The sequence below is a fragment of the Enterobacter sp. UPMP701 genome, assembly GCF_053709515.1.
On sequence record NZ_JBSKJN010000009.1, the window covers coordinates 114756 to 139822 of the forward strand.

Here is a 25067-nt window from a genome sequence, read left to right on the forward strand (position 1 = left end):
AATTATCCCAGTACTCGTGCGCCAGCCGTGTCCAGACGGCAAATATGAACAAAGCCTTCCTGATTTTGCAGGTAGTGTTTAGAGAGCCAGTCCGCCACGCGCTGCGCGGTGTCTGGCTTATCGCATAAGGCGAACAGCGTCGGGCCGGAGCCGGAGATGCCGCACGCCTGCGCGCCGATATCCATCGATGCCTGTCGCGCCTCGTTAAAGCCCGGAAGCAGCTTCGTGCGGTACGGCTCGGCAATGACGTCTTTCATCAGCTTAGCCGCCAGCTGCGGCTGACGGGTGTAGCAGGCGTGGATAAAGCCCGCCAGATGACGTCCGTGGGCGATGCAGTCCTGACGACGATACTGCGCGGGCAGGATCGCACGCGCTTCTGCGGTAGAGACCTTAATGCCCGGATAGGCCAGCACCCACAGCCACTCATCAAACCCTGGCACCTGCTGACTGATGATGCCATTTTCTTCGATCATCAGCTGCATACCGCCGAGGAAGCACGGCGCAACGTTATCGTAATGAATGCTGCCGGAGATGCGCCCTTCCAGTTCGCCCATCAGCCCAAGCAGACGGCTATTATTCAATGGCTTGCCGCAGTGCTCGTTCATCGCCACCAGCGCGGCGACCACCGAGCAGGCGCTGGAGCCCAGCCCCGAGCCAATCGGCATGCTTTTTTCCAGCGTCATGGCGACCGGCACGTTTTTACCGATCTCCTGACAGAAGCGTTCCCAGCACTGATAGACGATATTTTCGCGCGGCTCAGACGGCAGTTTGCTGGCGAAGCGGCCCACGTTATTCAGGCTAAAGCTGTCAGCCGCTTCCACCGTTACCGTATCGCCCAGCAGCGAACCATCCACCGGCGTCACCGCCGCACCCAGCACGTCAAATCCGACGCTCATATTGGCGCTGGAAGCCGGGGCATAAACTTTGACCATGTTAAACTCCTAACTTCCATGACAGGGTACGCAGCAGATCGGCAAACACACCCGCCGCCGTAACATCGTTCCCTGCGCCATAGCCGCGAAGCACCAGCGGCAATGGCTGATAATAGTGGCTGTAAAACGCGAGGGCGTTTTCGCCGTTTTTGACTTTGTACAGCGGGTCGTTGCCATCCACTTCGGCAATCTTCACCCGGCACACGCCATCTTCTTCAATGTTGCCAACATAGCGCAATACCTTACCTTCATCACGGGCTTTCGCAACGCGCGCAGCAAACGCATCGTCAAGCTGCGGCAACCTGGCCATAAAGGCCTCGACGTCACCGCTGTCATCAAATTCTGCTGGCAGCACCGGCTCAATCACAATATCCGAAAGCTCCAGCTCGCGGCCGGTTTCACGCACCAGGATCAGCAGCTTACGCGCCACGTCCATACCGGAGAGATCGTCACGCGGATCCGGCTCGGTATAGCCCAACTCGCGCGCGGCGCGGGTCGCTTCCGACAGGCTCATCCCTTCATCCAGCTTGCCGAAGATAAACGACAGCGAGCCGGAGAGAATCCCGGAGAAACGCTGCAGTTCGTCGCCCGCGTTGAGCAGGTTCTGCAGGTTTTCAATAACCGGCAGCCCCGCGCCGACATTGGTGTCGTACAGGAACTTGCGGCGCGACTTGCTCGCCGCCAGACGCAGCTGGTGATAGTAATCCATCGACGAGGTGTTGGCCTTTTTGTTCGGCGTCACCACGTGGAAACCTTCGCGCAGGAAGTCGGCGTACTGATCGGCTACCGCCTGGTTTGAGGTACAGTCGACAATCACCGGGTTAAGCAGATGATATTCCTTCACCAGACGGATCAGACGGCCCAGATTGAACGGCTCTTTCGCCTCTTCCAGCTCCGCCTGCCAGTTTTCCAGGTTAAGACCGTGGACGTTGGTCAACAGCGCTCTGGAGTTGGCAATCCCGCAGACGCGCAGGTCGATATGTTTCTTCTTAAGCCACTCCTGCTGGCGCTTCACCTGCTCCAGCAGCGCGCCGCCGACGCCGCCGACACCCACCAGGAACAGCTCAATGACCTGATCGGTGTTGAACAGCATCTGGTGCACCACGCGTACGCCGGTAGTAGCGTCATCGTTATCCACGACAACGGAAATTGAACGCTCGGACGAGCCCTGGGCAATCGCCACGATATTGATATTGGCCCGCGCCAGCGCGGCAAAGAATTTGGCGGAGATACCGCGCAGGGTGCGCATGCCGTCGCCGACCACAGAGATAATCGCCAGACGCTCCTGAATCGAGAGCGGCTCCAGCAGCTCTTCTTTCAGCTCCAGGTAGAACTCTTCTTCCAGCGCGCGACGGGCGCGCAGGCAGTCAGCCTGCGGCACGCAGAAGCTGATGCTGTATTCGGAAGAAGACTGCGTGATCAGCACCACGGAGATACCGTTGCGGGACATGGCCGCAAAAACGCGTGCCGCCATGCCGACCATCCCCTTCATCCCCGGACCGGAGACGCTGAACATCGCCATGTTGTTGAGGTTGGAGATGCCTTTCACCGGCAAACCATCTTCATCAGAGCTGGCGCCAATCAGCGTGCCCGGCGCCTGCGGGTTACCGGTGTTTTTAATCAGGCAAGGGATCTGGAACTGGGCAATCGGGGAGATGGTACGCGGGTGAAGCACTTTGGCGCCGAAGTAGGAAAGCTCCATCGCTTCCTGGTACGACATCGACTTCAGCAGCCTGGCGTCCGGCACCTGGCGCGGGTCGCAGGTATAAACGCCGTCGACGTCAGTCCAGATCTCACAACAGTCCGCGCGTAAACAGGCGGCCAGCACGGCGGCGGAGTAGTCGGAGCCGTTACGGCCCAGCACCACCAGCTCGCCCTTCTCATTTCCGGCAGTAAAGCCTGCCATCAGGATCATGTGGTCAGCGGGAATTTTGCTTGCGGCGATACGGCGGGTTGATTCGGCAATATCAACGGTGGATTCGAGGTAGTGGCCCGTCGCCAGCAATTTCTCAACCGGATTGATCACGGTAACGTTGTGACCGCGCGCTTCCAGCACTCCGGCCATGATAGCGATAGAGAGCTTCTCGCCACGGCAGATCAACGCCGCGTTGATGCTGTCCGGGCACTGGCCGAGGAGGCTGATGCCGTGCAGGACGTGTTTGATTTGCGCGAATTCCTGCTCAACGAAGGACTTGAGCTGAGCGTGAGGGAAGCCAGGCAGCGCCTCTGCCAGCCCTTGCAGTAGATCAGCGAAGATACGCTCTGCGTCGCTGATGTTCGGGAGTGCATCCTGGCCACCGATGGTTTTTTCAATCATCGCCACCAGATGGTTTGTGATTTTTGCCGGGGCAGAGAGCACGGTCGCAACCTGCCCCTGCCTGGCGTTACTTTCCAGGATATCGGCAACACGCAGAAAACGTTCTGCATTTGCCACTGATGTACCGCCGAACTTCAACACTCGCATGGTTCTACCTCGTTTCCTTTAGCCGAAAAAAAAGCCCGCACTGTTCAGGTGCGGGCTTTTTTTTGTTTTTCCTGTACGCGTCAGCCCGCATCGTTACCTGTGGTAATGATGATGGTTGTGGTAATGGTGGTGATGCTGATGCGTTTCATGGATGTTGTGTACTCTGTCATTATTATCTGTCTGTGCTGTATTCTTTTAGGGTTAAAGGATCGGGCACCTTAAGTCAATGAATTTTTAATTTGATCACAATTCCGCAGACTCTCACGCCCCTCTGTTTGCCGATTTATTTTCATCCGATTCGCCCAGACGCAACCCTTCCTGACAGACTATTTCGCCATAGTAAAAAGTTATGACAGCATTTTACTCGGCCAATTTTTTTTCAATATCGTGCAGCAAACGATGCAACATTGCCGTGTCTCGCTGCTCAAGTCGTCCGAGTCGCTGTTGCAGCCAGTCGGCCATTTTTTGATCGTCCGCGACGCCAAGGCTCGATAACAGACTCTCTACGCGAACACGAAGCGCGGCCAGCTGATTTTCGTTGGCGGCTTCTGCCTGCGGTTGTGGGATTTGCATTAGGGAAGCTAATTGATAGCAATAGACCATTACCGCCTGGCCTAAATTCAGGGAGGGGTAATCAGCGACCATTGGCGCACCGGTGAGGACGTCGGCCAGCTCCAGCTCTTCGTTGGTCAGCCCGGAATCTTCACGACCAAACACCAGCGCGGCTCTCTCAAGCCACTGGCTTTTCTCTTCCAGCATTGGCACCAGCTCCGCCGGGGTGGCGTAGTAATGGAACTTCGCCCGGCTGCGCGCAGTGGTCGCTACGGTAAACGAAATGTCGTGCAGCGCATCAGCAAGTGTCGCGTAAGTGGTTATATTATCGAGAATATCGCCCGAACCGTGCGCCACCCAGCGGGCGGCAGGCTCCAGGTGCGCTGTGCTGTCCACAATACGCAAATCGGTAAAACCCATGGTCTTCATGGCACGCGCCGCAGCGCCTATATTTTCTGCTCTGGCTGGGGCGACCAGTACAATCGACAGATGCATTTATGCTCTCTTTTTAATCAGTTAACCGGTAAAAATGTGATGCGCTTCAACATATTACGCAGCGCGAATTTACAAATTTGCAACACAAATCACCGAAATAGCGTTTCATAACAAATTAAAGACGCTAAACTATTTTGTGTCTGAACAATCAGTTAGAATGTTAACAGGAGTCTATTATCCTTATGTTTTATAATGATAATAGCCACATGAATACCGTAATCTGATTGGATTCACTTCGTTTATATATCAATGTCCGCAACTAGTTGGTTTATTGAAAAATTGTGACAAAGGCTAGCATTCGGCTACGATGATTTCATCAAACTGTTAACGTGCTACAATTGAACTTGATATATGTCAACGAAGCGTAGTTTTATTGGGTGTCTGGTGTCACTTAGCCTGTTATGTTGCTGTTAAAATGGTTAGGATGACAGCCGTTTTTGACACTGTCGGGTCCAAAGGGAAAGTGCCCACGACCAAGCTAATGATGTTGTTGACGTTGATGGAAAGTGCATCAAGAACGCAATTACGTACTTTAGTCACGTTAGGCCGATCATGTTAATTTGCGACATGCATCAGGCAGGTCAGGGACTTTTGTACTTCCTGTTTCGATTTAGTTGGCAATTTAGGTAGCAAACATGCAGACCCCGCACATTCTTATCGTTGAAGACGAGTTGGTAACACGCAACACGTTAAAGAGCATTTTCGAAGCAGAAGGCTACGATGTCTTTGAAGCGACCGATGGCGCAGAGATGCATCAGATCCTTTCTGAAAATGATATCAACCTGGTGATCATGGATATCAACCTGCCTGGCAAAAACGGTCTTCTTCTGGCGCGCGAACTGCGCGAGCAGGCGAACGTCGCGTTAATGTTCCTGACGGGCCGTGATAACGAAGTTGATAAAATTCTTGGCCTGGAAATCGGTGCGGATGACTACATCACCAAGCCGTTTAACCCTCGCGAGTTAACTATTCGTGCACGCAACCTGCTGTCCCGCACCATGAATCTGGGCACGGTCAGCGAAGAGCGTCGTAGCGTTGACAGCTACAAATTCAACGGCTGGGAACTTGATATCAATAGCCGTTCACTGATTAGCCCGAACGGTGAGCAGTATAAACTGCCGCGCAGCGAATTCCGCGCGATGCTGCACTTCTGTGAAAACCCAGGCAAAATTCAGTCCCGTGCAGAACTGCTGAAGAAAATGACCGGCCGTGAGCTGAAGCCGCACGACCGTACCGTAGACGTGACCATCCGTCGTATTCGTAAGCATTTCGAATCGACGCCTGATACGCCGGAAATCATCGCCACCATCCACGGCGAAGGGTACCGTTTCTGCGGTGACCTGCAGGAGTAATCCCGCAGTTAACGCATTAAAAAACGGCGCATTTGCGCCGTTTTTTTATTAATGCCACGGCATAATCGGCACCGCACTAATGGCGTTTTTCGGTGAGCCTTCCACGACTTTGTCGGAATACGCCAGGTAGGCCAGCGTGTTGCGTTTGGCATCGTAGAAACGCACCACCTGCAGCTTTTTGAACACCAGCGAGGTCCGTTTCTGGAATACCACGTCACCCTGCGCTTTGCCGTTCTTGATTTTATCGCTCAGCTCAACCGGCCCCACCTGCTGACAGGAGATCGCCGCATCGGAGGTATCTTCCGCCAGCCCCAGGCCGCCTTTAATACCGCCCGTCTTCGCGCGGCTGACGTAGCAGGTGACGTTTTTCACGTCCGGATCGTCAAACGCCTCCACCACGATTTTGTGGTCCGGGCCAAACATCTTAAACACGGTATCGACGGAACCAATCTGTTCTGCCTGCGCGGCGCGGCCAACCATCAACAGCAACGCGGTGAAGATCAAAGTCTTGTATTTCATATTGTTACCATTCTTTAAAATTACACTGTGCGATTATTCAACACTTTAGACAAAAATGTAGCAAGATCACAGCATTAGAATATATTCACCCAAAACGAGCCATAAAAGGCATTAATGCGCAAAAAAAACACTGAATGCTAAAACATCAAAAAATGCTATTATCCGCTAACCTGTTATCAGGCACCTGCTGTTTTAAGGATGAGGATAGTATATGGATCAGGCTGGAATTATTCGCGACCTGCTAACCTGGCTGGAAGGTCATCTCGACCAGCCTTTGTCACTGGATAATGTGGCGGCTAAAGCGGGCTATTCCAAGTGGCATCTGCAAAGGATGTTCAAGGATGTCACCGGTCATGCTATCGGTGCCTATATTCGCGCACGCCGTTTATCAAAATCTGCGGTGGCCTTGCGCCTGACCGCACGTCCGATTCTGGACATTGCCCTGCAGTACCGTTTTGATTCGCAGCAAACGTTCACCCGCGCCTTTAAAAAACAGTTCTCGCTGACGCCCGCGCTCTATCGCCGCTCGCCGGACTGGAGCTCGTTTGGCATGCGTCCGCCACTGCGTCTGGGCGAGTTCGCGATGCCGAAATACGAAATCGTCACCCTGCCGGAAACCCATCTGATCGGTACGACCCAGAGCTACTCCTGCTCTCTGGAGCAAATTTCTGAGTTCCGCCATCAAATGCGCGTTCAGTTCTGGCGCGATTTCCTGAGCCACGCTCCGGGGATCCCGCCCATTCTGTACGGCCTGAACGAAACGCACCCAAGCCAGGAAAAAGACGACGAGCAGGAGGTGTTCTACACCACCGCGCTGACGCCGGAACTGGCGAATGGCTACATTCAGGGCTCGAAGCCGGTCATGCTGGAAGGTGGCGAGTACGTGATGTTCTCGTATGAAGGACTGGGTACGGGGGTTCAGGAGTTTATCCTGACCGTTTACGGGACCTGCATGCCAATGCTGAATCTGAACCGCCGTAAAGGTCAGGATATTGAGCGCTACTACCCGGCGCAGGATGCCAAACCGGAAGAAGGCCCAATCAATCTGCGCATGGAATTCTTGATTCCTATCCGCCGTTAACGCTGTAGTTCGTCAAGCGCAGGGGCATCGAGATGCGAAATGTCCCCTGCCATCTCCACCACCCAGCCCGACGCTAGCCACGCGCTTTCCTGGTAATCAATACGGGAAATGGAGCAGTTGCGCAGACGCAAACGGCGCTCGGCGTAAGCCGGTAACCCCAGAATGGTGCTCACCAGGCAGCCCAGCGCAATACCGTGACTCACCAGCAGCGGACGGCTTCCGGCCGGGAGCTTCAGACACTCCGCCAGCGCGGCATGCATGCGCACGCTCAGCTCCTGCATGGATTCGCCTTCTGGTATACGGCCATCTTCGGTACCGTTCACCAGGGTGCGACGCCAGCCTTCTTCGGTTTCCGTTAACGTATCGATAGGGCGTTTTTCCAGCACGCCCATATTCAGCTCGCGCAGGCGTGGTTCGAGGATAACATCGCAGCCACAGGCATCGGCGATGATGCGTGCCGTCTGCTGCGTGCGGCCTAAATCACTGGAGATGACGTGAGTGATACCCAGCGTTCTGGCACGCTCTGCCACCTGCCACGCTTGTTGCACACCTTTGTCGGTGAGAGGACTGTCTGACTGGCCTTGAATACGTCGCTCGGCGTTCCACTGCGTTTCACCGTGGCGAACAAGGTATACCTGTAACATGCTTTTTTTCCGTTATACTGCGATGAGTTTTTTTTAATCGAGCTTAATTATGCACCATGTTGTCTCTGCTACCACTAATCCTGCCAAAATTCAGGCAATTCTAAGGGCATTTGACGAGATCTTCGGCGCAGGATCCTGCCATATTGAGGCCGTCGGCGTCGAGAGCGGTGTGCCGGAACAGCCGTTTGGCAGCGAGGAAACGCGCGCTGGCGCACGAAATCGCGTGGCGAATGCGAAAGCCGCTGTCCCGAATGCTGACTTTTGGGTCGCCATTGAAGCGGGCATCGACGAAGGCGCAACCTTTAGCTGGGTAGTGATTGAAAGCCGAGAGCAGCGCGGTGAAGCGCGTTCGGCCACCCTGCCGCTACCGGAGATCATTCTGGAGAAAGTGCGCGAAGGCGAAGCGCTCGGGCCGGTGATGTCGCAGTACACCGGCATCGATGAGATTGGCCGAAAAGAAGGGGCGATTGGCGTCTTTACGGCGGGTAAGCTCACGCGTTCAGGGGTTTACCATCAGGCGGTGATCCTGGCGTTAAGCCCGTTTCATAACGCCATTTATCGTTGATCGCCCAATAAGACTGACTCAAGCCACTGGCGCAGTTCAACCGGCGCAGACTTCAGGCTGTTCGAGCCGCGGGTGATCGTTGCAATGCCCGCGCCCAGCTCGTTTTTCAGCTCTCGCTGGCTCATCTCGCCGCGCAATAACTCCTCGATAATCCGCACTCTTGTGCCCAGCGCTTCGCGCTCGTCCGGCGTGAGCATCAGCTGCATGAGGGGTAAGTGCAAATCCTGATCGTAAGACTGACGAAGCAGCTCCACAAAACGAAGCCACTCCTGGTGACGCTGTTCGGCCATTGCCGAGGAATACGGGGAATGCTGGGTCATGTTATGCTGCCTCTTGTACTCATTAGCGAGTACAGCATAACACAACCCGGGCCGATCAGTAACGTCTCTGCCACTCAGCATCGCTCATCAGGGTATCTTTCTGCCCCATGAAGTAGCGGTAGTAGGCGTCATAGGCCAATACGTTCTTCACATAGCCGCGCGTTTCCGAGAACGGAATGCTCTCGACAAACGCCACGGCGTCGATACGCCCTGCGCTGTTGCCAAGCCATGTCCTCACGCGGCCTGGCCCGGCGTTATACGCCGCTGAAGCGAAGATGCGGTTATTACCGAACTGCTGATACACGTACTGGAGATAGCTGGTACCGATGTTGATGTTGGTATCCGGATCCAGGAGCTGTGACGGGCTGCTGTACCCTGGAATATTAAACATCTTCACCGTGTGCGTCGCGGTGCCCGGCATAATCTGCATCAGACCGCTGGCGCCCACCGGGGAACGGACTTTCGGGTTCCACGCGCTCTCCTGACGGGCTATCGCCATCGCATAACTTTGCGGAATATCTTTGCCGCTGGTGTAGCGATCGAACAGATCCTTGTAAGCCAGCGGGAAACGTTCTTCGAGATGATCCCACAGCTTCCCGGCGATCGTCGCCTGCACGCTCAGATCCCACCAGCGATTATCGAACGCGTAGCGGGCAAGCTGGGCTTTCTCGTCGGTGGTGCGGCTGGTGACCAGATTAGCCCACTCGCTGCGCGCGGTGTTGTCCATATTCCAGTACATCAGCTCGCGCACGCGCGCCATCTCCGGCCCCTGCGTCAGCGCCGGGTTGGCGTTCGCGGGCGCTTTATCAATACGGAAAGTGTACTCCTCGCCCAGCCGTTGCGCCGCCGCCATCGGGTAGAACCCGCGCTGCTGCATCAGTGAGTGAAGAATATCTTTGGCTTCGTCTTCACGACCGCGCTCCATCAGCAGATCGGCCTGCCAGTAGCGCCATTCGTCCTTCTCTTTGGCTTCCATTGGCAAACGCGCGAGCCAGGTATTCAGCCCGCGACGATCGCCTGTTCCCAGCGCCATGCGCACGCGGCGTTCAACAAGCGAGGTCGAGTTTGAGCGCATGATCGCATCGTCACGCCAGCGCGCCTGCTCGTCGGTCACATCCGTGCCCATCAGTCGCCATGCAACGATGTCGCGCAGCTCCTGGGTTTGCTCCTCATTGAGTTGCTGCGCCTGGACCAGCTGCGGGATCATCAGCCGGGCGTTTTCCACATCGTCGCGCGCCACGCTGGCAAAGGCCACCGCCGCCATCTGGCGGGTAAAATCGGTCGATCCCGTGCTGCGGGCAAAGGTCAGGACGCTGTTCGGATCGTTTGCCAGGGCGATAACCGCCGAGGAGATCGTCTGGTAATCGGACGGCATTTGCCCTGCCAGCGCGGTCACCAGACGCGTGTTGCCGGCTTTCATCGCCAGGCGGATGCGCTCAAGGTAGGCCAGCGGATCCTGCTTGCCGGACGCGCGCCATGCGCCAAAGAGCGAGTCACAGGCGTTCGGCTGGCTTTTGCCCGTCAGCCAGAGATCTTTCGCCCCGGCCCAGGCCTCTTCCTGCTGACCGGTCGCCCATTTGGCGTAATAATAATTACATTGTGCTTCAGTGGTATTCGGCTTCTCAGGGCTAAACGCCAGCAGCCCTCGCCAGTCTTCACGCCGCGCCAGCTCATTCACAAAACGAGACTGGAGATTTCTCGCAGGAGGCAGGGTCGGGTTCGCCTGAATGAAGTTATTCACCGTGACGGTAGGTTGATTCATCAGATCGTCAGTGATCTGGCGATACTCCAGATACGGATACAGCGGATAGTCCTTCAGCGTCGGCATCAGCGCCTGCACGGTATCCATCTGCTTGTTGTCCCACGCCTGTTTAATCTGGGCGTAGCGGTTACGTTGTTCATCCAGTGAATCGGCATGCACCGCCTGGCTTACCGCCATTACGCATACGCTGGCAGCCAGCAGACGCCAGACCACCCGTTTGGCTTTTTCCACAAGCTCTTCCTCATTGTTTTTTCATCATTTGCAGCGTCTTGCCACGTCAAAGTTGCATTCACTTATGCTAACCAGGCATCCTGCAACGCGCCACGTCATGGACACTTTTTTACCTTTCTTGCGCGTTTTAACACTCCCGACGTTCCTGGCTGGGATTAGGGCGTGAAAAAGGCTACACTTCGAGGCTGAAATTCCTTCTCATCACGATAAAAGAGGCGAAGTCCAACGTGGCTCAATTCGTTTATACCATGCATCGTGTCGGCAAAGTTGTCCCGCCGAAACGTCATATTCTTAAAAATATCTCGCTGAGCTTCTTCCCGGGCGCAAAAATCGGTGTTCTGGGTCTCAACGGTGCCGGTAAGTCCACCCTGCTGCGCATCATGGCCGGCATCGATACAGACATCGAAGGTGAAGCCCGTCCGCAGCCTGGCATCAAGATCGGCTACCTGCCGCAGGAACCTCAGCTGAACCCGGAACACACCGTACGCGAATCCGTTGAAGAAGCGGTGTCCGAAGTGGTTAACGCGCTGAAAGGACTGGATGAAGTGTATGCCAAATACGCCGAACCGGATGCGGACTTCGACAAACTTGCTGCACAACAGGGTAAGTATGAAGAGATTATCCAGGCGCACGACGGCCACAACCTGAACGTGCAGCTGGAGCGCGCGGCCGATGCCCTGCGCCTGCCAGACTGGGATGCGAAAATCGCAAACCTGTCCGGTGGTGAACGCCGCCGCGTGGCGCTGTGCCGCCTGCTGCTTGAAAAACCAGACATGCTACTGCTCGACGAACCGACTAACCACCTGGATGCAGAATCCGTGGCGTGGCTGGAGCGTTTCCTGCACGACTTCGAAGGCACCGTTGTGGCGATTACCCACGACCGTTACTTCCTCGACAACGTCGCCGGCTGGATCCTGGAGCTGGACCGCGGCGAAGGTATTCCGTGGGAAGGCAACTACTCCTCCTGGCTGGAGCAGAAAGATCAGCGTCTGGCGCAGGAAGCGTCTCAGGAAGCGGCGCGTCGTAAGTCTATCGAGAAAGAGCTGGAGTGGGTGCGTCAGGGCGCGAAAGGCCGTCAGTCCAAGGGCAAAGCCCGTCTGGCACGCTTTGAAGAGCTTAACAACACCGAATACCAGAAACGTAACGAAACCAACGAACTGTTTATTCCACCTGGCGCACGTCTGGGGGATAAAGTGGTTGAAGTGACTAACCTGCGTAAGTCCTACGGCGACCGTCTGCTGATCGACGACCTGACCTTCTCCGTGCCGAAAGGCGCTATCGTCGGGATCATCGGTCCGAACGGCGCGGGTAAATCGACCCTGTTCCGCATGATGTCCGGTCAGGAGCAGCCTGACAGCGGCTCTATCACTCTGGGTGAAACCGTGAAGCTGGCGTCCGTTGACCAGTTCCGTGACGCGATGGATAACAGCAAAACCGTGTGGGAAGAAGTGTCCGGCGGTCTGGATATCATGCGTATCGGCAACACCGAGATGCCAAGCCGCGCCTATGTTGGCCGCTTTAACTTCAAAGGCACCGACCAGGGTAAACGCGTGGGCGAGCTGTCCGGCGGTGAGCGTGGTCGTCTGCACCTGGCGAAGCTGCTGCAGGTGGGCGGTAACGTTCTGCTGCTTGATGAACCAACAAACGACCTGGATATCGAAACCCTGCGCGCACTGGAAAACGCCCTGCTGGAGTTCCCGGGCTGCGCGATGGTGATCTCGCACGACCGCTGGTTCCTGGACCGTATCGCGACCCACATCCTGGACTATCAGGACGAAGGTAAAGTGGAGTTCTTCGAAGGTAACTTCACCGAATACGAAGAGTACAAAAAACGCACGCTGGGCGCCGACGCGCTGGAGCCGAAGCGTATTAAGTACAAGCGTATCGCGAAATAAAAGCAAAACGGCGACTTCGGTTGCCGTTTTTTATGTTTGTACCCTCTCCCTTTGGGAGAGGGCCAGGGTGAGGGCATCAGGCCGCACAAAATCACCCACCCACGTAGTACCGCTTCACCTCATCAAACTGCATCGCAAACTCGATATAGCTCATCAGCGCGGGCGAATTCAGCTTCCGGCTCGGATACGCCAGCCAGAGATCGTTGCCTTCAACGCTCCATTCCGGCAGCACCTTCACCAGCGCACCCTTATCGATCTTATCCTCCAGCAGAAACGCGGGTAATAGCGTGATCCCCGCACCGGCAATTGCACACTCACGGGCGTATACCAGATTATCGGTCATGTGCGCGTTATCCGGCAGGTAGCGGTAATCCTCGCTTTCGCTTCGCAAAAGCCACTCCGACCAGGCTCTGTGCGTAATGCTGCGGTGCTCCACCAGCTGACGGGGATGCGTTAGCGGCGCCCGACGCGCCAGATAGTCCGGCGAGGCCAGCATGTAGCGTGGACAGTGCCCGATCATCCTGCCAATCAGGGAGGAGTCCTGCGGCTTGCCGGTGCGCAGCGCCACGTCAAAGCCGGACTCGACCAGATCCACCACGTCGTCAGAGATCGACACATCCAGCGACACATCAGGATAGCGAAGCTGAAACTCGGCATTCATATGCGCCAGCAGCGTCGCACCAATTCCCGCCGGACAGGTGATCCGCAGCCGCCCGCTCGGGTTTTCGCGCAGCCGCTGGATGGCATACTCCGCGCGCTCGCTGGCCGCCAGCATTTCGCGACAGTGCACCAGATAGTGCTCGCCCGCAAACGTCAGGCTGATCCTGCGCGTGGTGCGGTTAAGCAGACGGATCCCCACCTGCTGCTCCAGCTGGCTAATTCGCTGGCTGACGCTGGATTTCGGCAGTTCGGCTTTCTGCGCCGCCGCGGTAAAGCTGCCCATCTCTGCCACCAGCGCAAACAGCGCCATATCCTGCAGCTGTTTAAACATGATTGTTCACCCTGTACGAACGCTGAGTTCTTGATTGTCCATCTTATCACGCAGCTGACCACTTAATAGACTAGCCTCAACAAAACGCATGTCATTGAGGAGCACACCATGTCAGTGAAAGCCATCGCCGTTAATCCAGAAAATCCGTCCAGCTTTATTGAAATCACCCCGCCGATGCCTCAGCCCGGCGAGCACGATCTGCTGGTGGAGGTGAAAGCCGTCTCCGTTAACCCGGTCGATACCAAAGTCCACGCAGGCATTGCTAAGAACGGGCTGAACGAGCCGCGCATTCTCGGGTGGGATGCCAGCGGGATCGTCAAAGCCGTTGGCGCTGGCGTCACCGGATTCAAACCGGGTGACGAGGTCTGGTATGCAGGCGACATCACCCGCCCGGGTAGCAATACCACGCATCAGCTGATCGATGCGCGCATTGTTGGTCACAAGCCTGCCAGCCTCGGCTGGGCGGCAGCCGCTGCACTACCCTTAACCGCGCTTACCGCGTGGGAAGGCCTGTTTGAAAGGCTGAACATCCAGGATGCCGACGCGGACAAAACGCTGCTGATCATCGGCGGCGCAGGCGGCGTGGGCTCGCTGGCGATCCCGTTTGCTAAGCACAACAGCAAGGTGAAGATTATCGCAACCGCTTCACGAGAAGATTCTGCCCGGTGGTGTCGCGATCGCGGGGCTGACGTCGTCGTCAACTACCGCGACCTGAAAGGCGAGCTGGCGAAACAGGGGCTCACCTTTGTGGATTACATTTTCATCCTCAACGACACCGACGGGCACTGGGATGCGGTCAGCGAACTGATTGCGCCGCAGGGGCATATCTGTTCTATCGTTGAGAATGCGCATCCGCTGAACCAGGACAAGCTGAAGTCCAAATCCGCCGCCCTGCACTGGGAGTTTATGTACACCCGCAGCATGTACAAGACGGCTGATATGGCGCGTCAGGGTGAGATCTTAAATGAGGTGGCGAAGCTGGTGGATAACGGCGTGGTGGAAAGCTCGCTCAGCGAAACGCTGCACGGGCTGAGCGTGGAAAGCATTACCGAAGCGCACCGTAAGGTGCTGGAGGGGCATATGCGCGGGAAGGTGGTGGTTGAGTATTGAGTGGTTTGTTCCCCTCACCCTGCCCTCTCCCCTCTGGGGAGAGGGTAAAGACAGCTCCGTGCGATCCCCTCTCCCCTCTGGGGAGAGGGTCAGGGTGAGGGGGCAGTGATTTAACCCTGCTCCCCCATCATCTCCTTCACCAGCTCGACGCAGCGCAGGAAGCGGGAGTCGTAGTCCGACTCTTCAACATGGACAAACTCAACGTTGTTTTCGTTGAGCATCTCCACCAGCATGGACTGGAATTCCCGCCTGTCCACGGAGCTGCCAAGGCTGCGCATGCCGTCGGCCACCCATGGGGTGTTGTTTTCCAGCAGGATCACCAGGTCAAAGCGGTATTCGTCAATCAGCGCCTGCACGAACGGGTGCTCGCGCCCCTCGTACTTCTTGCAAAACGCCTGCGTGGTGACGAAATCGGTATCAATAAACGCCACTTTGTTAGCGTATTTCACCGCGAAATCAATGTACTGGGCATGCCCGAGCGCGATTTTATCGTAGTCGGAATACTGCAACGCCATCTCGTCGCCGCCCAGGTGCGAGAAGACGTAATCGCGTCCGTACTCCCATGCGCTGGTGGTATTGAAGATATTCGCCAGCTTGTTGACCAGCGTTGATTTGCCGCTCGACTCGCCGCCCAGAATAGCCACGGTGCGCACGAAGAACGGCTTCACTTCAGTCGGAATGTAATCCCAGTAGCGGAACGGGTTCTCGCGGATCTGCGCCCCGCTGATGTTCATGAAGGTGCGTTTCGGATCGATCAGCACCGTTTCGATGCCCAGATGCTCGCGGAACTGCGGCGCATCGGACTCTTCAGAGGTGTAGATCCAGTTAGGCGTAATGCCCTTCTCTTCCATAAACGCTTTGATGCCGTTGCTCCACACGTCCCAGCCGTGCGGATACGGCTCCATGCCCTCTTCGTTAAAGGCATGAATGCGAATGTTTTTCTGGTACTTAAAGGTCTGGAGCAGCCACCGCAGGCGGTCAGGCACGGTGGGCTGCTGCGACATGGCGCTGTCTTCAAACAGCTGGCGATCGCGCGTTTCGTCGTAGCCCATAATGATGTGCAACTCGTCCACCTGGCTACAGGCGCGCTGGATGAGATAGATATGCCCGGTATGCAGCGGGTAAAACTTGCCGAACACCACCCCGATGTTCTTTTGCATCCGCGGGAACTCCAGCCCCAGAAAGCGGTGCAGCGCTTCAAGCTTCTGCGCGCTGGGGCTTTTGATTTTGGCGTTCAGCAACTGGCTCAGGTAGCCTTTGGTCATACCGCTGGCGTCCGCGACCTGCTGCAGCGTGCAGCCCTTCTGGCGGATCGCGGTCTTGATGTAGTCAAATGATGACATAAATTACGGTGCCTCCTGCAAAATCGAATACGTAATTATAAGTCGTCAAAGACATTTAACGCATCTGCGAGTTTTTTAACGCCAAAGACCTGCATCCCTTCCGGGATTTTTTTCGGCACGTTGGCGGCCGGAACGATAGCCCGGCGGAAACCGTGTTTTGCTGCCTCGGAGATACGCTCCTGGCCGCTCGGCACCGGGCGGATTTCCCCGGCCAGGCCCACTTCACCAAACACCACCAGATCCTGCGGCAGCGGTCTGTCACGCAGGCTGGAGACCATCGCCAGCAGCAGCGCCAGGTCCGCGCTGGTCTCTGTGACTTTGACGCCGCCGACCACGTTGACGAAAACATCCTGATCCGCCATTTGCAGACCGCCGTGACGGTGCAGCACCGCCAGCAGGATCGCCAGGCGGTTCTGTTCCAGACCGACCGCCACGCGCCGCGGGTTGCCCATCATCGAGTGATCCACCAGCGCCTGAATTTCAACCAGCAGCGGGCGCGTGCCTTCCCACAGCACCATCACCGAGCTGCCGGAGGTGATCTCATCGCCACGGCTCAGGAAGATGGCCGACGGGTTACTGACTTCGCGCAGCCCCTGTTCGGTCATGGCAAAGACGCCCAGCTCATTCACCGCGCCAAAGCGGTTCTTGTGGCTGCGCAGGGTGCGGAAGCGGGAATCCGCATCGCCGTCCAGCATCACGGAGCAGTCGATACAGTGTTCAAGCACCTTCGGCCCCGCCAGCGAGCCGTCTTTGGTCACGTGGCCGACCATCACTATCGCCACGCCGCGCGTTTTAGCGAAGCGCGTCAGGTAGGCTGCCGTTTCACGCACCTGCGCCACGCTGCCCGGCGAGGACTGAATGTCCGCCATGTGCATCACCTGAATGGAGTCGATCACCATCAGCTTCGGCTGCTCTTCTTCGGCGATCATGCAGATCTGCTCGATGCTGGTTTCCGACAGCATATTCAGGTTGCCGGTCGGCAGACCGAGGCGGTGCGCGCGCATCGCCACCTGCTGGAGTGACTCTTCGCCCGTGACGTACAGGGTTTTCATCTGTTCGGCGAGTTTGCACAGCGTTTGCAGCAGCAGGGTCGATTTCCCCGCCCCAGGGTTACCGCCGATCAGGATCGCACTGCCCGGCACCACGCCGCCGCCGAGTACGCGGTCAAACTCTTTGAAGCCGGTTGAGAAGCGCGGCAGCGCCTCAAGGCTGATATCCGAAAGTTTTTGGACCTTCGACACGCCTGCATTGCCTGCATAGCCGCTCAGCCGTTCATTGCGGGCCACGCTCGGCGAAGCCGCCACACCACGCACTTCGGTGATGGTGTTCCAGGCATGACAGGCGCTGCATTGCCCCTGCCAGCGCGGATAATCCGCACCACATTCATTGCAGACAAATGCGCGTTTTGGAGCTTTCGCCACGGTTTACCTCGTTATTTCTGATTAAGGCTGCCGGAGAGAATGCAGAACACCCCCATCAGGTCAGCGTGACGGATAGTGACTTCCGTCTTTTCATTCACTTTTGGTTTGGCATGGTAAGCAATACCAAGGCCAGCCACTTTGATCATCGGCAGATCGTTCGCGCCATCACCAATGGCGACGGTCTGCTCGACCGGAATCTCATACTTTTCCGCAAGACGCGTCAGCGTATTGGCTTTGTACTGGGCATCCACGATATCGCCGATCACCTGGCCGGTCAGCTTGCCGTCCATGATCTCCAGCTCGTTGGCCACCACGGTTGTCAGATGCAGTTTTTCCCGCAGATAATCCGCGAAGAAGGTGAAGCCGCCGGAGGCGATCGCCACTTTCCAGCCGAGAGACTGCAGCTTTAGTACCAGCTGCGTCAGCCCCGGCATCAGCGGCAGCACGTCGCGCACCTGGCGCAGGATGTTGGCATCTGCCCCCTTCAGGGTCGCCACGCGCTGGCGCAGGCTGGCGGTGAAGTCCAGCTCGCCGCGCATCGCGCGCTCGGTGACTTCCGCTACCAGCTCGCCGCTGCCTGCCAGTTTAGCAATCTCGTCAATACACTCGATTTGAATGGCGGTGGAGTCCATGTCCATCACCAGCAGACCCGGCGTTTTCAGGTGCGGAATTTTGCCGAGAGGCGCGACGTCCAGCCCGGCGTCATGCGCCAGACGCGTTGCGCGCTGCGTCAGGGAGCCCGCCAGGCGGATAACCTGGTAATCTTCCACGCACCAGGCGGCAACGATGACCATGGCCGCGCCCAGTTTGGTTTGATACTGGGTCAGGCGTTGCTTATCCAGGCCGCGTCCGTACAGCAGCCAGCCGCTACGGCCAGCGTGGTAATCCAGAGGCATCACCTCATCGCCACTTAACGAGAGCGGCAATCCTGGCCATAAAGAGACATCCGTTGGCAGGTCACACCAGGTAATGTTCGGCATTAAAGCTCCTGTAAATTCGTTCGCGCCGGAAGGTTCCAGAGGGAAAATAACGCATGAGGCTACCCTGTAACCATCACTTCTGGCAACATTAAGCCCTAAATTTTCAGCAGGTGGAATATGGCTCGCGCAAAACTGAAATTCCGGCTTCATCGCGCCGTGATTGTCCTGATCTGTCTCGCACTGTTAGTTGCATTGATGCAAGGGGCATCGTGGTTTAGCCAGAACCATCAGCGGCAGCGCAACCCGCAGTTTGAAGAACTGGCCCGTACGCTGGCGCGGCAGGTGACGCTCAACGTTGCGCCCCTGATGCGCAATGAAACGCCGGACGATAAGCGGATAAGCCAGGTCTTGCGTCAGCTCACCGAGAACAGCCGCATCCTGGATGCGGGCGTATACGATGAAAAAGGCGACCTGATTGCCCGCGCCGGTGAGCACGTCGACGTGCGTGACAGGCTGGCGCTGGACGGTAAAAAAGCCGGAGGCTATTTCAACCAGCAGATTGTCGAACCTGTTCAGGGTAAAAACGGCCCGCTGGGGTATCTGCGCCTGACGCTGGATACCCACACCCTGCCAACCGAAGCCAAGCAGGTGGATAACACCACCAATATTCTGCGCCTGATGCTGTTACTCTCGCTGGCCATTGGCGTTGTGCTGGCGCGCACGTTGCTCCAGGGCAAGCGCACCCGCTGGCAGCAGTCACCGTTCCTGTTGACCGCCAGCAAGTCGGTTCCCGAAGACGAAGAGAGCGAGAAGAAGGAATAGTGATAAAGTAGGCGAAAGATATGGAAAAGGAACTCTGCCATGACGACGCTACGCCTGCTTATCTCTGACTCTTACGATCCCTGGTTTAATCTCGCGGTGGAAGAGTGCATCTTCCGCCAGATGCCCGCCACCCAGCGCGTGCTGTTTCTCTGGCGTAATGCCGATACAGTGGTCATTGGCCGCGCGCAAAACCCGTGGAAAGAGTGCAATACGCGGCGCATGGAAGAGGACAACGTCCGTCTGGCTCGCCGCAGCAGCGGCGGCGGTGCGGTGTTCCACGATCTCGGCAATACCTGCTTTACCTTTATGGCGGGCAAACCGGAATACGACAAATCCATCTCGACCGCTATTGTACTTAACGCACTGAATTCTCTGGGCGTGACGGCAGAAGCCTCCGGACGTAACGATCTGGTAGTGAAAACCCCCGAGGGCGACCGGAAAGTGTCAGGCTCCGCCTACCGCGAAACGATGGATCGCGGTTTCCACCACGGCACCCTGTTGCTGAACGCTGACCTGAGCCGTCTGGCGAACTACCTGAATCCTGATAAGAAAAAGCTCCAGGCTAAAGGGATTACCTCCGTGCGTGGGCGCGTAGCGAATCTGGTAGAACTGCTGCCGGGGATTACGCACGAGCAGATTTGCGATGCGATCCGTGACGCGTTCTTTGCACACTACGGCGAGCGCGTGGAAGCAGAAGTGATCTCTCCTGACAAAACTCCGGACCTGCCCAACTTCGCCGAAACCTTCGCCCGCCAGAGCAGCTGGGAGTGGAACTTCGGCCAGGCGCCTGCGTTTTCCCATCTGCTGGATGAGCGTTTTACCTGGGGCGGCGTGGAGCTGCACTTTGACGTCGAGAAAGGCCATATCTCTCGTACCCAGGTATTTACGGATAGTCTTAATCCGGCACCGTTAGAAGCGCTGGCGGCTCGTTTGCAGGGCTGTTTGTATCGGGCGGATATGCTGCAGCAGGAGTGTGACGCGTTACTTGTTGATTTTCCGGAACAGGAACAAGAGTTGCGGGAGTTATCGGCATGGATTGCGCAGGCAGTACGCTAATAAAAAAGCCCGCTGGCGCTCAGCTTAGCGGGCCTGGAAAACCGTAGGCCGGGTCAGGCGAAGCCGCCACCCGGCACAACAGCTCTTACTCTTTATCGCCCAGCAATACGGATTCCAGCGCGATTTTGATCATGTCGTTGAAGGTTGTCTGACGCTCGGCAGCTGTGGTCTGCTCGTGGGTACGGATATGGTCGGACACGGTGCAGATAGTCAGCGCTTTTGCACCAAACTCAGCCGCAACGCCGTAGATACCCGCCGCTTCCATTTCAACGCCCAGGATGCCATATTTTTCCATCACGTCGAACATGTCGCCTTCTGGCGAGTAGAACAGATCGGCAGAGAACAGGTTGCCCACGCGCGCGTCAACGCCCAGCGCTTTTGCCGCGTCAACCGCGTTACGCACCATGTCAAAGTCAGCGATGGCCGCAAAGTCATGATCTTTAAAGCGGATGCGGTTAACTTTAGAGTCGGTGCACGCGCCCATGCCGATTACTACGTCACGCAGCTTAACGTCCATACGCACCGCGCCGCAGGAGCCCACGCGGATGATTTTCTTCACGCCGAAATCGGTGATCAGCTCTTTGGTGTAGATGGAGCAGGATGGGATACCCATACCGTGGCCCATGACGGAGATTTTGCGGCCTTTATAGGTACCGGTGAAGCCCAGCATGCCGCGAACGTTGTTCACTTCACGCACGTCTTCCAGGAAAGTTTCTGCAATGTGCTTCGCGCGCAGCGGGTCGCCCGGCATCAATACGACGTCAGCGAAATCACCCATTTCTGCATTAATGTGAGGAGTTGCCATCTTCAGTTCCTTTTACATTGTTTATTCTTTTCACCCTCTCCCTGTGGAAGAGGGCCGGGGTGAGGGCATCAGACCGCACCCAACTTGATTCAGAACATAGCCTTGCCATATTCCATGTCAGACGTACCAAAATATTTCGCGATAGTCTGGCCGATGTCCGCGAAGGTTTCACGGTGACCGAGCGAGCCCGGCTTCACTTTCGGGCCATACACCAGCACCGGAATGTGCTCACGGGTGTGGTCGGTACCGGTCCAGGTTGGGTCACAGCCGTGGTCCGCAGTCAGGATCAGAATGTCATCTTCCCCCACCAGCTCCATCAGCTCTGGCAGACGGCGGTCAAACAGCTCCAGACCGGCCGCGTAGCCTGCGACGTCGCGACGGTGGCCCCAGGAGGAGTCGAAGTCCACGAAGTTGGTGAAGACAATGGTCTTATCGCCCGCTTCTTTCATCTCTTTGATGGTGGCATCGAACAGCGCATCCAGACCGGTGGCTTTCACTTTTTTGGTGATGCCGCAGTTGGCGTAAATGTCCGCGATTTTACCCACGGACACCACGTGGCCGCCTTTCTCGTCAACCAGCTTCTGCAGCACGGTCGGTGCCGGTGGCTCAACGGCCAGGTCGTGACGGTTACCGGTACGCTGGAAGTTACCCGCCTTGTCGCCGATAAACGGACGCGCGATCACGCGGCCAATATTGTAGCCACCTTCGGTCAGCTCTTCACGGGCGATTTCGCACAGCTCGTAGAGTTTATCCAGGCCAAAGGTCTCTTCGTGGCAGGCAATCTGGAACACGGAGTCAGCAGAGGTGTAGAAGATCGGCTTGCCGGTTTTCATGTGCTCTTCGCCGAGCTGATCCAGAATCACGGTACCTGAAGAGTGGCAGTTACCGAGGTAGCCCGGCAGGTTGGCACGCTTCACCAGCTTATCCAGCAGCTCCTGCGGGAAGCTGTTCTCGTGATCGGAGAAGTAGCCCCAGTCAAACAGAACCGGCACGCCAGCGATTTCCCAGTGACCAGACGGGGTGTCTTTCCCGGAAGAGAGCTCGTGCGCCCATGCGTAGGCGCCCACCACTTCCGCGTTGCCGTCCATACCGGCTGCAATTTTACCGGTAGAACCTTCATGCGCTTTTACCAGCCCGAGGCGGGTCAGGTTAGGTAGAGTCAGAGGGCCTTTACGACCGTTGTCCGCTTCGCCTTTTGCACAGGCTTCCGCGATGTGACCCATGGTATCGGAACCCACGTCACCAAAACGTTCTGCATCTTCGGTTGCGCCGATGCCGAATGAGTCCAGCACCATAATAAATGCACGTTTCATAATTGTTCTCCGTACTTAGTGCTTCATAAAAATGCGATCAAATCAGTATACCGCTATTCGGTGATACGACGATAGACCGTCGGTGTGGTTTCCGGTGCTTTATCGTCAAGAGATATTGCCGCTTTCACCGCTTTCGCCGCATCCTGCCAGCTGGCTTCGTCTTTGGCGTGGATCACCGCCAGCGGACGTTGGCCGTCAACGCTGTCGCCCAGACGGGCCATATCGGTAAAGCCGACGCTGTAATCAATGGTGTCCGATGCCTGACGGCGACCGCCGCCCATAGACACGACAGCCATGCCGAGCGCGCGGGTGTCCATTGCCGAGACAAAACCTTCGCCATCCGCATAAACGGCTTTGCTGAGCATCGCGGTCGGCAGGTATTTCGCGTAGTTTTCGACGAAGTCGGTCGGGCCTTTCTGAGCCGCCACCATGCGGCCGAAGATCTCCGCCGCTTTGCCGTTGTCCAGTACCGCCTGCAGCTTCGCGCGGGCGTCGGCATCGTCTTTGGCGAGCTTGCCGGAGATCAGCATCTCCACGCATAGCGCCATGGTGACGTCGAACAGGCGCGGGTTGCGGTATTCGCCCGTAAGGAACTGCACGGCTTCGCGGACTTCGACCGCGTTACCGGCGCTGGAGGCCAGCACCTGGTTCATGTCCGTCAGCAGTGCGGTGGTGCGCACGCCCGCGCCGTTGGAGACGCCAACAATCGCTTCGGCCAGCGCCTCAGAGAGTTCATAGGTCGGCATAAACGCGCCGCTGCCCACTTTCACGTCCATCACCAGCGCGTCCAGACCTTCTGCCAGTTTCTTCGCCAGGATAGAGGCGGTGATCAGCGGGATGGAGTCAACGGTCGCGGTAATGTCACGCGTCGCGTAGAAACGCTTGTCTGCCGGCGCAAGAGAGCTGGTCTGGCCGATAATCGCCACGCCAACGTCTTTAATAATGTCGCGGAAGCGGTTGTCATCCGGGAAGATATCGAAGCCCGGAATGGCTTCCAGTTTGTCGAGCGTACCGCCGGTGTGGCCCAGGCCGCGCCCGGAAATCATCGGGATGTAACCGCCGCAGGCTGCCACCATGGGGCCAAGCATCAGGGAGGTTACGTCACCCACGCCGCCGGTGGAGTGTTTGTCAACGATTGGGCCGTTGAGGTTGAGGCTTTTCCAGTCCAGAACGGTTCCTGAATCTCGCATCGCCATGGTCAGCGACACGCGCTCAGGCATCGACATATCGTGGAAGAAGATGGTCATCGCCAGAGCCGCAATCTGCCCTTCAGAGACGGTGTTATCACGAATGCCGTTGATGAAAAAGCGAATTTCTTCGTCGCTTAATGCATGACCATCACGTTTTTTACGAATAATTTCTTGTGCGAGAAACACGGTAACCTCCATGCGGAATCGAGGGAATTGTGGCGGGTGGCGCGACGCTTACCCGCCCTGCGATCCTGTAGGCCGGATAAGCGAAGCGTCATCCGGCATTGTCTGGCAATCAGTAGCTGCTTGCGCTCTTACCGTCGCCGTGACCCAGTGCTTTCAGCAGGCTGGCCAGCAGGCTGGACGCGCCGAAGCGGTAGTGGCGGGAATCGGCCCAGTCGGCGCCAAACAGCTCGTCGGCAATCGCCAGGAACTGCTGCGCATCTTCCGCGGTACGTACGCCGCCCGCAGGTTTGAAGCCAACGGTTTTGGACACGCCCATATCACGGATAACTTCCATCATGATGCGCGCGCTTTCCGGAGTAGCGTTGACCGGCACTTTACCGGTAGAGGTTTTGATGAAATCCGCACCGGCTTTGATGGAGATTTCGGACGCTTTACGAATCATCGCCTCTTCTTTCAGCTCGCCAGTTTCGATGATCACTTTAAGCAGCACGTTTGCCGCCGCACACGCGTCTTTACAGGCTTTCACCAGGTCAAAACCGACCTGCTCGTTGCCGGCGATCAGCGCGCGGTACGGGAACACCACGTCAACTTCGTCTGCGCCGTAAGCAATCGCCGCACGGGTTTCCGCCAGCGCGATCTCGATATCGTCGTTGCCGTGCGGGAAGTTAGTGACGGTGGCAATGCGCACGTCCGGCGTGCCCTGCTCTTTCAACGTTTTGCGGGCAATCGGGATAAAGCGCGGGTAGATACAGACGGCGGCGGTGTTACCCACTGGCGTTTTCGCCTGATGGCACAGGGCGATGACTTTCTCATTGGTGTCGTCATCGTTCAGGGTGGTCAGGTCCATCAGTTTCAACGCGCGCAGGCTGCTTGCAGTTAAATCGGTCATAACATTCTCCAACGGCAGTGCCGTATAAATTTTACCTTGCGGGTCTGTGAGTATTCTAACATTCACCCGCATCCACACTTCGACATTCATCACAGTTAATGAAAACTGCGTACAAATTTGCATTACTGTAATGAGATCTTCTTCAAACTTTAGCGTGCAAATTGCTGACTAAAGCAGCGATACCCCCTGTCGGATCAAAAGCGCCGGCA

The 25067-nt window shown here is 56.8% G+C and carries 24 protein-coding genes and 1 other annotated feature; of the genes, 7 read left to right on the forward strand and 17 right to left on the reverse strand.

Features of this window, described 5'->3' with window-relative positions; genetic code table 11:
- Positions 1 to 2 precede the first annotated feature (2 nt).
- From thrB to yjjY, 5 genes are all read right to left on the reverse strand, one after another.
- A complete protein-coding gene (gene thrB, locus ACWKXT_RS17990) occupies positions 3 to 932 on the reverse strand; it encodes a homoserine kinase (RefSeq protein WP_010427087.1) in 930 nt (309 codons plus the stop codon).
- Between the two features lies 1 nt (position 933).
- Positions 934 to 3396, reverse strand: a complete 2463-nt coding sequence (gene thrA / locus ACWKXT_RS17995) for a bifunctional aspartate kinase/homoserine dehydrogenase I (RefSeq protein WP_454528392.1) — start codon at positions 3394 to 3396, stop codon at positions 934 to 936.
- Positions 3397 to 3420: 24 nt separating this feature from the next.
- Positions 3421 to 3538 (reverse strand) — a sequence feature (Thr leader region).
- A complete protein-coding gene (gene thrL / locus ACWKXT_RS18000) occupies positions 3477 to 3545 on the reverse strand; it encodes a thr operon leader peptide (RefSeq protein WP_015572623.1) in 69 nt (22 codons plus the stop codon). It overlaps the preceding feature by 62 nt.
- A 211-nt stretch (positions 3546 to 3756) precedes the next feature.
- Complete coding sequence (locus ACWKXT_RS18005; RefSeq protein ID WP_454528393.1) at positions 3757 to 4443, reverse strand: tRNA/rRNA methyltransferase; 687 nt, start codon at positions 4441 to 4443, stop codon at positions 3757 to 3759.
- Between the two features lie 399 nt (positions 4444 to 4842).
- Positions 4843 to 4983 carry a YjjY family protein gene (yjjY, locus tag ACWKXT_RS18010; protein ID WP_001541509.1) on the reverse strand — a complete coding sequence of 47 codons (141 nt, stop codon included), beginning with the start codon at positions 4981 to 4983 and terminating at the stop codon, positions 4843 to 4845.
- 95 nt (positions 4984 to 5078) lie between these two features.
- Between yjjY and arcA the strand changes: the two genes are divergently transcribed.
- Positions 5079 to 5795: a two-component system response regulator ArcA gene (arcA, locus tag ACWKXT_RS18015; protein WP_003856501.1), complete on the forward strand. Its 717-nt coding sequence runs from the start codon at positions 5079 to 5081 to the stop codon at positions 5793 to 5795.
- A gap of 48 nt (positions 5796 to 5843) precedes the next feature.
- Here the strand turns inward: arcA and creA are convergent, their stop codons facing one another.
- On the reverse strand, positions 5844 to 6314 hold the full coding sequence (gene creA / locus ACWKXT_RS18020; RefSeq protein WP_010427098.1) for a protein CreA: 471 nt from the start codon (positions 6312 to 6314) through the stop codon (positions 5844 to 5846).
- A gap of 211 nt (positions 6315 to 6525) precedes the next feature.
- Here creA and robA point away from each other — a divergent pair, with 211 nt between their 5' ends.
- The gene (gene robA, locus ACWKXT_RS18025) at positions 6526 to 7395 is read left to right on the forward strand and encodes an MDR efflux pump AcrAB transcriptional activator RobA (protein ID WP_454528394.1); all 870 of its coding nucleotides are present in this window, start codon (positions 6526 to 6528) and stop codon (positions 7393 to 7395) included.
- On the opposite strand, the gene gpmB is transcribed toward robA, so the two are convergent.
- Positions 7392 to 8039: a 2,3-diphosphoglycerate-dependent phosphoglycerate mutase GpmB gene (gene gpmB, locus ACWKXT_RS18030; RefSeq protein ID WP_454528395.1), complete on the reverse strand. Its 648-nt coding sequence runs from the start codon at positions 8037 to 8039 to the stop codon at positions 7392 to 7394. The genes robA and gpmB overlap by 4 nt on opposite strands.
- Before the next feature lie 49 nt (positions 8040 to 8088).
- On the opposite strand from gpmB, the gene yjjX reads away from it, so the two are divergent.
- Positions 8089 to 8604: an inosine/xanthosine triphosphatase gene (yjjX, locus tag ACWKXT_RS18035; RefSeq protein WP_454528396.1), complete on the forward strand. Its 516-nt coding sequence runs from the start codon at positions 8089 to 8091 to the stop codon at positions 8602 to 8604.
- On the opposite strand, the gene trpR is transcribed toward yjjX, so the two are convergent.
- Together trpR and sltY are read right to left on the reverse strand one after the other, a co-directional pair.
- Positions 8595 to 8924: a trp operon repressor gene (gene trpR / locus ACWKXT_RS18040; RefSeq protein WP_080328985.1), complete on the reverse strand. Its 330-nt coding sequence runs from the start codon at positions 8922 to 8924 to the stop codon at positions 8595 to 8597. The genes yjjX and trpR overlap by 10 nt on opposite strands.
- A gap of 55 nt (positions 8925 to 8979) precedes the next feature.
- Entirely contained in the window at positions 8980 to 10917 is a 1938-nt protein-coding gene (gene sltY / locus ACWKXT_RS18045) for a murein transglycosylase (RefSeq protein WP_454533051.1), read from the reverse strand.
- A gap of 227 nt (positions 10918 to 11144) precedes the next feature.
- Between sltY and ettA the strand changes: the two genes are divergently transcribed.
- The gene (ettA, locus tag ACWKXT_RS18050; protein ID WP_006810191.1) at positions 11145 to 12812 is read left to right on the forward strand and encodes an energy-dependent translational throttle protein EttA; all 1668 of its coding nucleotides are present in this window, start codon (positions 11145 to 11147) and stop codon (positions 12810 to 12812) included.
- 91 nt (positions 12813 to 12903) lie between these two features.
- On the opposite strand, the gene ACWKXT_RS18055 is transcribed toward ettA, so the two are convergent.
- Complete coding sequence (locus ACWKXT_RS18055; protein ID WP_454533052.1) at positions 12904 to 13803, reverse strand: LysR family transcriptional regulator; 900 nt, start codon at positions 13801 to 13803, stop codon at positions 12904 to 12906.
- Between the two features lie 108 nt (positions 13804 to 13911).
- On the opposite strand from ACWKXT_RS18055, the gene ACWKXT_RS18060 reads away from it, so the two are divergent.
- Positions 13912 to 14913 (forward strand): zinc-binding alcohol dehydrogenase family protein, encoded by a 1002-nt coding sequence (locus ACWKXT_RS18060; RefSeq protein ID WP_454533053.1) that lies wholly within the window; start codon positions 13912 to 13914, stop codon positions 14911 to 14913.
- 110 nt (positions 14914 to 15023) lie between these two features.
- Here the strand turns inward: ACWKXT_RS18060 and nadR are convergent, their stop codons facing one another.
- From nadR to serB, 3 genes are read right to left on the reverse strand one after another with little or no spacing between them, the layout of a single operon-like run.
- Positions 15024 to 16256 carry a multifunctional transcriptional regulator/nicotinamide-nucleotide adenylyltransferase/ribosylnicotinamide kinase NadR gene (gene nadR / locus ACWKXT_RS18065; RefSeq protein WP_133293750.1) on the reverse strand — a complete coding sequence of 411 codons (1233 nt, stop codon included), beginning with the start codon at positions 16254 to 16256 and terminating at the stop codon, positions 15024 to 15026.
- Between the two features lie 35 nt (positions 16257 to 16291).
- On the reverse strand, positions 16292 to 17677 hold the full coding sequence (gene radA / locus ACWKXT_RS18070; protein WP_003856523.1) for a DNA repair protein RadA: 1386 nt from the start codon (positions 17675 to 17677) through the stop codon (positions 16292 to 16294).
- A gap of 11 nt (positions 17678 to 17688) precedes the next feature.
- Positions 17689 to 18657: a phosphoserine phosphatase gene (gene serB / locus ACWKXT_RS18075; RefSeq protein ID WP_080328981.1), complete on the reverse strand. Its 969-nt coding sequence runs from the start codon at positions 18655 to 18657 to the stop codon at positions 17689 to 17691.
- Between the two features lie 117 nt (positions 18658 to 18774).
- Between serB and ACWKXT_RS18080 the strand changes: the two genes are divergently transcribed.
- Positions 18775 to 19419 carry a YtjB family periplasmic protein gene (locus tag ACWKXT_RS18080; protein WP_454528400.1) on the forward strand — a complete coding sequence of 215 codons (645 nt, stop codon included), beginning with the start codon at positions 18775 to 18777 and terminating at the stop codon, positions 19417 to 19419.
- A 39-nt stretch (positions 19420 to 19458) separates the two neighbouring features.
- Complete coding sequence (gene lplA / locus ACWKXT_RS18085; RefSeq protein WP_454533054.1) at positions 19459 to 20475, forward strand: lipoate--protein ligase LplA; 1017 nt, start codon at positions 19459 to 19461, stop codon at positions 20473 to 20475.
- 85 nt (positions 20476 to 20560) lie between these two features.
- Here lplA and deoD read toward each other — a convergent pair whose 3' ends face one another.
- The 4 genes from deoD to deoC form a co-directional block, all read right to left on the reverse strand.
- Positions 20561 to 21280, reverse strand: a complete 720-nt coding sequence (deoD, locus tag ACWKXT_RS18090; RefSeq protein WP_003856538.1) for a purine-nucleoside phosphorylase — start codon at positions 21278 to 21280, stop codon at positions 20561 to 20563.
- A gap of 89 nt (positions 21281 to 21369) precedes the next feature.
- Positions 21370 to 22593 (reverse strand): phosphopentomutase, encoded by a 1224-nt coding sequence (deoB, locus tag ACWKXT_RS18095; RefSeq protein WP_028015441.1) that lies wholly within the window; start codon positions 22591 to 22593, stop codon positions 21370 to 21372.
- A gap of 53 nt (positions 22594 to 22646) precedes the next feature.
- A complete protein-coding gene (deoA, locus tag ACWKXT_RS18100) occupies positions 22647 to 23969 on the reverse strand; it encodes a thymidine phosphorylase (protein ID WP_454528402.1) in 1323 nt (440 codons plus the stop codon).
- Positions 23970 to 24078: 109 nt separating this feature from the next.
- A complete protein-coding gene (deoC, locus tag ACWKXT_RS18105; RefSeq protein WP_333046232.1) occupies positions 24079 to 24858 on the reverse strand; it encodes a deoxyribose-phosphate aldolase in 780 nt (259 codons plus the stop codon).
- Positions 24859 to 25067 lie beyond the last annotated feature (209 nt).

Coding starts and splice junctions, on each gene's coding strand:
- thrB (WP_010427087.1), bottom strand. CDS start 932: ATGGTCAAAGTTTATGCCCCGGCTTCCAGCGCCAATATGAGCGTCGGA.
- thrA (WP_454528392.1), bottom strand. CDS start 3,396: ATGCGAGTGTTGAAGTTCGGCGGTACATCAGTGGCAAATGCAGAACGT.
- ACWKXT_RS18005 (WP_454528393.1), bottom strand. CDS start 4,443: ATGCATCTGTCGATTGTACTGGTCGCCCCAGCCAGAGCAGAAAATATA.
- arcA (WP_003856501.1), top strand. CDS start 5,079: ATGCAGACCCCGCACATTCTTATCGTTGAAGACGAGTTGGTAACACGC.
- creA (WP_010427098.1), bottom strand. CDS start 6,314: ATGAAATACAAGACTTTGATCTTCACCGCGTTGCTGTTGATGGTTGGC.
- robA (WP_454528394.1), top strand. CDS start 6,526: ATGGATCAGGCTGGAATTATTCGCGACCTGCTAACCTGGCTGGAAGGT.
- gpmB (WP_454528395.1), bottom strand. CDS start 8,039: ATGTTACAGGTATACCTTGTTCGCCACGGTGAAACGCAGTGGAACGCC.
- yjjX (WP_454528396.1), top strand. CDS start 8,089: ATGCACCATGTTGTCTCTGCTACCACTAATCCTGCCAAAATTCAGGCA.
- trpR (WP_080328985.1), bottom strand. CDS start 8,924: ATGACCCAGCATTCCCCGTATTCCTCGGCAATGGCCGAACAGCGTCAC.
- ACWKXT_RS18055 (WP_454533052.1), bottom strand. CDS start 13,803: ATGTTTAAACAGCTGCAGGATATGGCGCTGTTTGCGCTGGTGGCAGAG.
- ACWKXT_RS18060 (WP_454533053.1), top strand. CDS start 13,912: ATGTCAGTGAAAGCCATCGCCGTTAATCCAGAAAATCCGTCCAGCTTT.
- nadR (WP_133293750.1), bottom strand. CDS start 16,256: ATGTCATCATTTGACTACATCAAGACCGCGATCCGCCAGAAGGGCTGC.
- serB (WP_080328981.1), bottom strand. CDS start 18,657: ATGCCGAACATTACCTGGTGTGACCTGCCAACGGATGTCTCTTTATGG.
- ACWKXT_RS18080 (WP_454528400.1), top strand. CDS start 18,775: ATGGCTCGCGCAAAACTGAAATTCCGGCTTCATCGCGCCGTGATTGTC.
- lplA (WP_454533054.1), top strand. CDS start 19,459: ATGACGACGCTACGCCTGCTTATCTCTGACTCTTACGATCCCTGGTTT.
- deoD (WP_003856538.1), bottom strand. CDS start 21,280: ATGGCAACTCCTCACATTAATGCAGAAATGGGTGATTTCGCTGACGTC.
- deoB (WP_028015441.1), bottom strand. CDS start 22,593: ATGAAACGTGCATTTATTATGGTGCTGGACTCATTCGGCATCGGCGCA.
- deoC (WP_333046232.1), bottom strand. CDS start 24,858: ATGACCGATTTAACTGCAAGCAGCCTGCGCGCGTTGAAACTGATGGAC.